This is a genomic window from Tepidibacter sp., assembly GCF_025210165.1.
Classification (GTDB): Bacteria; Bacillota; Clostridia; order Peptostreptococcales; family Peptostreptococcaceae; genus Tepidibacter_A.
Genome location: NZ_JAOASI010000080.1, coordinates 38,427 through 46,531 on the forward strand (window position 1 = coordinate 38,427; position 8,105 = coordinate 46,531).

The 8,105-nt window shown below is 29.7% G+C and carries 9 protein-coding genes and 1 other annotated feature (1 of these 10 only partly in view); of the genes, 1 reads left to right on the forward strand and 8 read right to left on the reverse strand.

Annotated features, from left to right (window positions below):
* Nucleotides 1-172: a binding site (T-box leader), on the reverse strand; it reaches 88 nt to the left of the window's first position.
* A gap of 77 nt (nucleotides 173-249) precedes the next feature.
* The 8 genes from N4A48_RS13940 to N4A48_RS13975 all read right to left on the reverse strand — a co-directional run bounded on the left by N4A48_RS13940 (nucleotide 250) and on the right by N4A48_RS13975 (nucleotide 7,377).
* The gene (locus N4A48_RS13940) at nucleotides 250-1,425 is read right to left on the reverse strand and encodes an NAD(P)-dependent malic enzyme (RefSeq protein WP_293666940.1); all 1,176 of its coding nucleotides are present in this window, start codon (nucleotides 1,423-1,425) and stop codon (nucleotides 250-252) included.
* Nucleotides 1,426-1,434: 9 nt separating this feature from the next.
* On the reverse strand, nucleotides 1,435-1,995 hold the full coding sequence (locus tag N4A48_RS13945) for a Fe-S-containing hydro-lyase (protein WP_293666942.1): 561 nt from the start codon (nucleotides 1,993-1,995) through the stop codon (nucleotides 1,435-1,437).
* A 9-nt stretch (nucleotides 1,996-2,004) separates the two neighbouring features.
* Entirely contained in the window at nucleotides 2,005-2,847 is an 843-nt protein-coding gene (locus N4A48_RS13950) for a fumarate hydratase (protein ID WP_293666944.1), read from the reverse strand.
* 317 nt (nucleotides 2,848-3,164) lie between these two features.
* The gene (locus N4A48_RS13955; RefSeq protein WP_293666946.1) at nucleotides 3,165-3,380 is read right to left on the reverse strand and encodes a hypothetical protein; all 216 of its coding nucleotides are present in this window, start codon (nucleotides 3,378-3,380) and stop codon (nucleotides 3,165-3,167) included.
* A gap of 1 nt (nucleotide 3,381) precedes the next feature.
* A complete protein-coding gene (locus N4A48_RS13960) occupies nucleotides 3,382-4,536 on the reverse strand; it encodes a Ger(x)C family spore germination protein (RefSeq protein ID WP_293666947.1) in 1,155 nt (384 codons plus the stop codon).
* Nucleotides 4,537-4,554: 18 nt separating this feature from the next.
* The gene (locus tag N4A48_RS13965) at nucleotides 4,555-6,063 is read right to left on the reverse strand and encodes a spore germination protein (protein ID WP_293666949.1); all 1,509 of its coding nucleotides are present in this window, start codon (nucleotides 6,061-6,063) and stop codon (nucleotides 4,555-4,557) included.
* 136 nt (nucleotides 6,064-6,199) lie between these two features.
* Nucleotides 6,200-6,835 carry a nitroreductase family protein gene (locus tag N4A48_RS13970; protein WP_293666951.1) on the reverse strand — a complete coding sequence of 212 codons (636 nt, stop codon included), beginning with the start codon at nucleotides 6,833-6,835 and terminating at the stop codon, nucleotides 6,200-6,202.
* Nucleotides 6,836-6,936: 101 nt separating this feature from the next.
* Complete coding sequence (locus N4A48_RS13975; RefSeq protein ID WP_293666953.1) at nucleotides 6,937-7,377, reverse strand: MarR family winged helix-turn-helix transcriptional regulator; 441 nt, start codon at nucleotides 7,375-7,377, stop codon at nucleotides 6,937-6,939.
* Between the two features lie 183 nt (nucleotides 7,378-7,560).
* Here N4A48_RS13975 and N4A48_RS13980 point away from each other — a divergent pair, with 183 nt between their 5' ends.
* Nucleotides 7,561-7,737 (forward strand): hypothetical protein, encoded by a 177-nt coding sequence (locus N4A48_RS13980; RefSeq protein ID WP_293666955.1) that lies wholly within the window; start codon nucleotides 7,561-7,563, stop codon nucleotides 7,735-7,737.
* The last annotated feature ends 368 nt before the right edge of the window (nucleotides 7,738-8,105 follow it).

Genomic DNA, 8,105 nt, shown 5'->3' on the forward strand with positions numbered 1-8,105 from the left:
CTTGATATCCTGTTTCTATAACGGGAAACCCCCGGCCTTGGCTAATTTCGTTTGATTTCGCCTAGCTTCTCACAGGTCCATTCATTAAAGAGTTAACAATGGGACTTTCACCAATCTCCCACTCGCTGAGTATTAAACAGTTTAACTACTTACTCCTGATCTTAGAATTTGTTCTTGCTTTTTTATAATTATATTAAACTGGTGAATAAATTGCAACTATTTTTAGTAATTTTTTATATATTAAAAAATTTATATTCTATTTACTCCTGATTTTATAGCTGCCCCTTTTACTGCATTTGCAACATTTGTAGCTACATTTTTGTCAAATGCCTTAGGAAGTATATTATCTACCGAGATTTCTTCATCAGATATAGTATTTGCTATTGCTAGAGCTGCTGCTATTTTCATTTCTTCATTTATTTCACTAGCTCTAATATCTAAAGCACCTCTAAATATTCCTGGAAAAGCTAATACATTGTTTACTTGATTATTAAAGTCAGATCTTCCTGTTCCTATTATAAATGCTCCTGCTTCTTTTGCTTTATCTGGCATTATCTCTGGTATTGGGTTTGCCATAGCAAACACTATAGCTTTATCATTCATACTTTCAACCATATCTTTTGTTAAAATATCAGGTGCAGATACCCCAATAAATACATCTTTTTTATTAATAATATCCTTTAAACTTCCTCTTTCATCATTCTTATTTGTTATTTTTGCCATATCCTGTTGAGCCCAATTCATATTCTCTTTTCCTTCATATATAGCTCCATCCTTATCACATAAGACAATGTTTTTAACTCCCATGCTCATAAGAAGCTTAGATATTGCTATTCCAGCAGATCCTGGACCATTAACTACAACCTCTATATCCTCTATATTTTTATTTGCAAGCTTCAAACTGTTGATAATACCAGCTGCAACTACTATTGCAGTTCCATGCTGGTCATCATGAAATACAGGTATATCTAAAGCTTTCTTTAACTTATTCTCTATTTCAAAACATCTAGGAGCAGATATATCCTCTAAATTTACTCCTCCAAATACAGGTTCCATAAGCTTTATAGTTTTTACTATTTCTCCTACATCATTCGTATCAAGGCAAATCGGAAATGCATCTACATCTGCAAACTCTTTAAAAAGTATAGCCTTACCCTCCATAACTGGTATAGATGCCTTTGCTCCTATATTACCAAGGCCTAAAACTGCACTACCATCACTTACCACAGCAACTAAATTAGATTTTGACGTATATTCATATACCTTTTCTTCATCATTATGTATTTCTCTACACGGCATTGCTACTCCTGGAGTATATGCTGTTGATAAATCATCTTTATCTTTAATATTTATCTTGCTATTAACAGATATCTTACCCTTATTCTCTTTATGTAGTTTTAAAGCTAATTCATTATAATTCTTCATCTAAAATTCCTACTTTCTTTCGTATTTTTTTCTTTCTATATCGTATAAATTATTACCTTCACCATCTATAACTACAACTACAGGAAAGTTTTCAACAGTAAGTTTTCTAACCGCCTCAGCTCCTAAATCCTCATACAGTATAACTTCACTTTTCTTAATACAACTAGATATTATAGCACCTGCTCCACCAGTTGCTGCAAAATATACACAATTGTTATCCTTTATACCTTGAATTACTTCTTTTTTTCTATACCCTTTTCCTATCATCCCCTTAAGCCCTCTTTCAAGCAAAGGAATTGTCATATCATCCATTCTATAGCTTGTAGTAGGTCCAGCTGATCCTATAACTTCACCTGGTTTATTAGGAGATGGTCCTACATAATATATTATATTTCCCCTTAAATTAAAAGGAATTTTTTTGTTGTTTTCAATACATTCTATAAGTCTCGTATGGGCCATATCTCTTGCTGTATATATTGTTCCACTAATATGTACTATATCTCCTGCTTTTAAAGTATTCACTACTTCATTATCAAGCGGTGTGTTTATCAATTTAATATTTTTTTTCATAAAATCCCCCTATAATATAATTTCTTCATGTCTTGATGCATGACAATTTATATTAACTGCAACAGGAAGACCCGCTATGTGAGTTGCAAATGTCTCTATATTAACACTAAGAGCTGTAGTTCTTCCTCCAAGACCTTGAGGTCCTATTCCTAAATCATTTATCTTTTTCAAAAGTCTTTTTTCCATATCCTTTATATGATCTAAATCACTATGATCTCCTATTTTTCTAAGCAAAGCCTTTTTAGACATGTATGCTGCCTTATCCATAGTTCCTCCAATTCCTACTCCAACAACTATAGGCGGGCAAGGATTTGCACCTGCATTTGATACAGTCTCTATTACAAAATCTTCTACACCCTTAACTCCATCAGAAGGCTTTAACATTTTTATTCTACTCATATTCTCACTCCCAAATCCCTTTGGTGCAAAAGTTATTTTGACTCTATCACCTTTTACTATATCGTAATATATTATAGCAGGTGTATTATCTTTAGTATTATTTCTAATCAAAGGATCTTCAACTACTGATTTTCTCAAATATCCCTCTTTGTACCCCTGTCTTACACCTTCATTTATAGCCTCTGTTATATTTTGACCTTCAAATAAAACTTCTTGCCCAACCTCTAAAAAAACTACTGCCATTCCAGTATCTTGACATATAGGCATTCTATTTTCTTTAGCTATATCTGCATTTTCAATTAGCGTATCTAATATATGTCTTCCAATATCAGATTCCTCTTTTTCTCTACTTATTTTAAAAGAATTTTTTACATCCTCACATAAATTTATATTAGAGCTTATACTCATTTTCTTTACAGCCTCTAGTATATTAATAGTATTTATTTTTCTCAATAATATCACTCCTAAATTAATGCTCTCTTACTATACCATTTTATTTTCATTCTTAACATTATTCAAGTTTTTTATTTTAATGTTCGCATAAAAAAAATCGTCTACTCGCTAACTCGGTGACTTATGTCGCCAACGATCGGACTCCGTTGCTCAAAAATAGTCGCAAATATACTTATTTAATCAATGTTATTTACAAAGCCAAAATTATATAATGTCCTATAGAATAAAAATAATGTTTATTGAAATGCCGATACTTTTTACTCAACATTACAATAAACATTATTTTTATTTAATCCTTAAGTTTTAGTTATTGCTCTTTATTTTTCTCCTACAACCATTAATACAACCTTTTCTATATATTTAGCAGGGCTTGGTATCTCAACTCCAAATCCCAAGAGTATACTCATTATTAATGATATGGAAAATATTGAACAATAAAGAATTAACTCCTTATTCTTATGTTTTTTCACTAGTGGAACTATTTCTAAAAAGCCTATTATCAAGTAAGCTAGTATTATCAGAAATATTATCATATTAATCACCCGCCTTAATGGGCTTAGATGTTAAAGCACTTCCCTTTATGTTTACTTCAACGTTCATATCAACTCTAACATTCGGAAATATATTATCCCAATCATCCTTTATTATTTTCCATTCATTGGGTTTCTTTCTGTAAATAGTATTTCCAAAACCAAATATGTCACTACCATACTCTTTTTGAACTTTTTTTATAGTTTTTAATACTTCTTTTTTTACAACTTCTTCAGCTTGAGTTTTTAATTTATTTCGTCCTGGCTCACTTATTAAATCCTCTTCCCCTAATATTTCTCCTATTCCTACATCTAATTTTGAATCTATCTTCATAGTTATATCTCCATCCTTTATAACAGGATTAATTTTTGTTTTAGTTTTAAATATTTCAAGTGCACAACTTGTATCAGAATTATCAACCTTCTCCACTACAAATACACCTGCTTTTAATTGATCCTTTACAAGCATCATGCTCATAGTCTCATTTCCATCTATATATCCTACTAACTTATCTTTCTTAAAGACACCCATTCCAAATATTTCTGGAACCTTTTCGTTCTCTTTGACAGTTATACGAGCAATTGGAATTGTACATGATATTCCCTCTGCTGCTAAATCCTTCAAGAATTGATGTAATTCTATAGCTTCAAATTTAGAAACAGAATCTTTATTTTTAAGCTTATCTTCTAAATGAGCAGATATAGTAGAATGTAGTTTTGTTTCACTTTCTAATATTTCTTTTGCTGTTTTCCCTTCAGATATTAAAAGCCATATATCCGATCTTACCTCTGCATCTCTATTTATAAAATCTATAACTTCAATAACACCTTTTTTAGCTATCTCTTTACTTATTATAAATACCTTAGCATGTGGCCAATATCCCTTTTTACCAGAATGAACTACCATATTTCTTACAGCATCAAATATAGATTTTCCTTTTTCTGATACAATATCTGCCTCTAATTTAAAATCCTGTCCTGCAAGAGGCTTTATAACCTCTACGCTCAAAACATATTCGTCTTTTTCTTCAAAAAAATCTACCGCTGCTCCATTTATTATGTTCACATCATTAATTTCTCTATAATTCCAACATCCAGAAAGTATAAACATAGAAATTGGTATCATGAAAAATATAATTTTATTCTTCAATTTAATCATAATTTTATACCCTCTTTCTTATTTAATGGAATTTTTCTTTCTTATTCTATTTTTACTGCTTACGAATTTAGGTCGATATTCCATATACCACCACGGAGATCTTATAGCTGTATCTTTTATATCTTGATATTGCGTGCTTACTAAATCCATCATATAAGGTACTCCAAATGATCTCATAGACATTAAATGTATGAACAATCCTATAACTCCAAATATATACCCATACAATCCTAGAAACGAAGCTAAGAACAAAAATATTATTCTAATAATTAAAACTGGTCCCAGCATTTTGGGAACTAAAAAGCTTGAAATACCAGTTAAAGCTATAATGATTACTATAGGAGCACTAACAAATCTTGCATTAACCGCTGCATCTCCTAGAACTAAAGCTCCAACTATACTTATTGTAGCTCCGATTGGTTTTGGAAGTCTTACCCCAGCTTCTCTTAATACCTCAAATACAAATATCATAGCAATCGCTTCAAATATAGTAGGAAACGGTATTCCTTCTCTTGCAGCAGATATACTTATAAGAAGTGGAGTTGGTATCATCTCTTGATGATATGTGACAAGAGCTAGGTAAATAGCAGGTGTACTGGTTGTCAAGAAAAATCCTATATATCTTAAAATTCTATTTATAGATGCGTATATAAAGTTATTATAATAATCTTCATTAGCCTGAAAATACTCTATAAATAAGAATGGAAGTGTTAGTGCAACTGGAGTACCATCGCATATCAAAGCTATTTTCCCCTCTAATAAATTAGCAGCAACAACATCTGGTCTTTCTGTATATCCCATTGTGATAAATGGTGATAACGGCTCATCTCTTATTAATTCTTCTATATATCCAGACTCTAATATCCCATCTATATCTATATAATCTAGCCTTTTTTCTAGTTCTTTGAGTATTGCCTGTGAAGCTATATTTTCCATATAACATATACATATTTTCGTTTTTGTTTGTTTTCCTAAAACCTTGTATTTATACTTTAAATCTTTACTCAATATTTTTCTTCTTATTAAAGATAAGTTTACGTTTATAGATTCTGTAAAACCTTCTCTGGGCCCTCTTACTACAACTTCTGATTCTGGCTCACTTACACTTCTTAGTTTCCAGTCTTTAGTATCAAACACAGCTGTTTGATCGTTATAATCACATAAAAGCACAGTATTTCCGTATAATATAGCCTCCACTATTTCTTCTACATTATCTATTTTCTTAATATCAGAATAGCATATTGTATCGTTTAATAAATCATCCATATCATTTTTTGAATCTTCATTTTTCATTATTGGATCTATTATGTACTCATTTATAGAAGCTTTATCAGCCATTCCATCACAAAATATTATACAGTACTTTCTTTTATTTGAAGTTTGGTCTGTAAATGATCTATATATTATAGAATCATTATCTTTGAATAATTCTTGAAATATATTTATGTTTTTGTCAATTGATTTTGTGATTTTAGTAATTTTATTTCTATCTCTATTTAAAGTCTTATTTTTTCTTTTTTTTAGCACAAAAACACCTCTTTTAAGTTTTACTCTATTGTATAATTGTTTCCATATTGAAGTTATGTATTCAAATTTATTGTATATTACAAAAATACCCTATAGAGTAGTTTTTTCATCATCTACTCTATAGGGTACATTTAATTTATTCTATAATTGTCATAACTTCTTCTACATCTTTTCTAGGAGGACTCTTTACTTCTCCATCAGGTATTCCTATAGGAGTCATAGCTGCAAAAGTATATCCTTCTTTTTCAAAACCTATAAACTCAGCTATTTCGTCTTTAGCATAATTCGGTCCTGTCATCCAGCAACCACCATATCCCATATTAGCAGCGGCTAATAATAGATTTTCCATAGCCGCACCTATATTCTGTATTCCAGGAGATGGTTTTAAAAGAGAATGTATTTCTTCTTTTGATGCTCCACCTTCTTTTAATAAATCAAGTGCTGTAACAGGATATTCTCCTGCATATACTATAACAACAGATGGTGCATTTTTAAATACAGTAAAATATCTTAAAAATTTCATGAATTTTTCACGTTTCTTTTCATCTTTAGTATAAGCAGCTACTTCTTCATGTTTTTTCTCTATTATTCTAGCCATCTCTTGTATCTTTTCTTTATCTCTGACTACTACGAAATGCCAATTTTGAACATTCTTTCCCGATGGTGCATACGTTGCAGCTTTTATCATTTCTTTTATATCGCCAATAGGCACTTGCTCTTCTTTGAATTTTCTAACACTATGTCTTTTGTAAATGAAATCTAAATTACTCATAAAATCCTCCTTATAAATCAATCATATTGTATACAATACAATTATAGTTTGATGTCAAACTATTGTCAACCCAATTTTCTATAAAGAATAGACATTTATATTTATTCTATATCAAAATTCTTACTTATCTTATTCAGCAAATAAATAAATGTTTCTTCTTCTTCTTGTGTAAATCCTTTATATGCAGTATCTATTAATTTTTTAGATATTTCTTCAAATTCAGGTTTTATATCAATACCTTTTTGAGTTAAAGTTATATAAGTTACTCTTCTATCTTGTTCACATTTTTCTTTTTTAATGTAACCAAAAGAAACTAGTTTATTACATAAAGATGTAACAGTAGACTTATCTCTTCTTATAAGACTAGCAATTTCTTTCATAGTAAGTCTTCCATTGTTTTTATATAAAACCGAAAGTATAGAACCATGTGACGGTACTATATTATCTATATTATGTTCTTTTAGTTCATTTTCCAAAAACTTCTGATATTTTTTTCTTGTAGTGCTTATATTGCCTATAATATAGTTTCTATATTTATTCATGAATTTTCCCTCTTTTATAATTTATTCTCTAAACCACTCTAAAGTTATTTTTAAAGATATAAATATTATAAACAATTCCGAATTTATTTACAAATACAAATTCGTCTACTCGCTACTCAGTGATCCATATTTCTTGTGCATTATTTTCAATAAAGTTTCTATTGAAACAATCCTATACCCTGTATGGATTTGTTCTCTTGTCTTAAAAAATACAATACAATTAAAAATGTACTCATCTCTGTTACAGGTGCTATTAACCATATACCTGTATTTCCAAATATTGCAGGCAATAAATATATATTTAATATAAGAAAGCCTAAACCTTTTAAACCTGATATAATTGCAGATTGTTTTGCATAACCAATAGAAGTAAAATAAAATGATATTATATCATTGTAGCCAGAAATAATAAAAGAAAAACTAAATAATTTTAAACCATAAGCTACTAATTCAATTAATTTTGCATCGTTAGTAAATATACTCCCATAATACGTACTTGTAACATTTAAGACTAAATAAAATGCTAACGGTGTTTGTCAATAGAGTTGTCGCATAAAATCTAATCCTTTTGTTATGTTCGATTTTTAAAAATACATATTTTGAATATTTTACCATGTATTTTTCAAAAAGAGTATCTTTCAAGATATCTATTTTTCAAAATTATATTACATCGTTTTCAAATAAATCTTTGACCTCATCTGTTGGATTTAAAGCAACGGTTTTAGGAG

Excerpts from the sequence above, each read along its gene's own strand:
- N4A48_RS13940 (WP_293666940.1), bottom strand. The coding sequence starts at position 1,425 with ATGAAGAATTATAATGAATTAGCTTTAAAACTACATAAAGAGAATAAG.
- N4A48_RS13945 (WP_293666942.1), bottom strand. The coding sequence starts at position 1,995 with ATGAAAAAAAATATTAAATTGATAAACACACCGCTTGATAATGAAGTA.
- N4A48_RS13955 (WP_293666946.1), bottom strand. The coding sequence starts at position 3,380 with ATGATAATATTTCTGATAATACTAGCTTACTTGATAATAGGCTTTTTA.
- N4A48_RS13960 (WP_293666947.1), bottom strand. The coding sequence starts at position 4,536 with ATGATTAAATTGAAGAATAAAATTATATTTTTCATGATACCAATTTCT.
- N4A48_RS13970 (WP_293666951.1), bottom strand. The coding sequence starts at position 6,835 with ATGAGTAATTTAGATTTCATTTACAAAAGACATAGTGTTAGAAAATTC.
- N4A48_RS13975 (WP_293666953.1), bottom strand. The coding sequence starts at position 7,377 with ATGAATAAATATAGAAACTATATTATAGGCAATATAAGCACTACAAGA.
- N4A48_RS13980 (WP_293666955.1), top strand. The coding sequence starts at position 7,561 with ATGGATTTGTTCTCTTGTCTTAAAAAATACAATACAATTAAAAATGTA.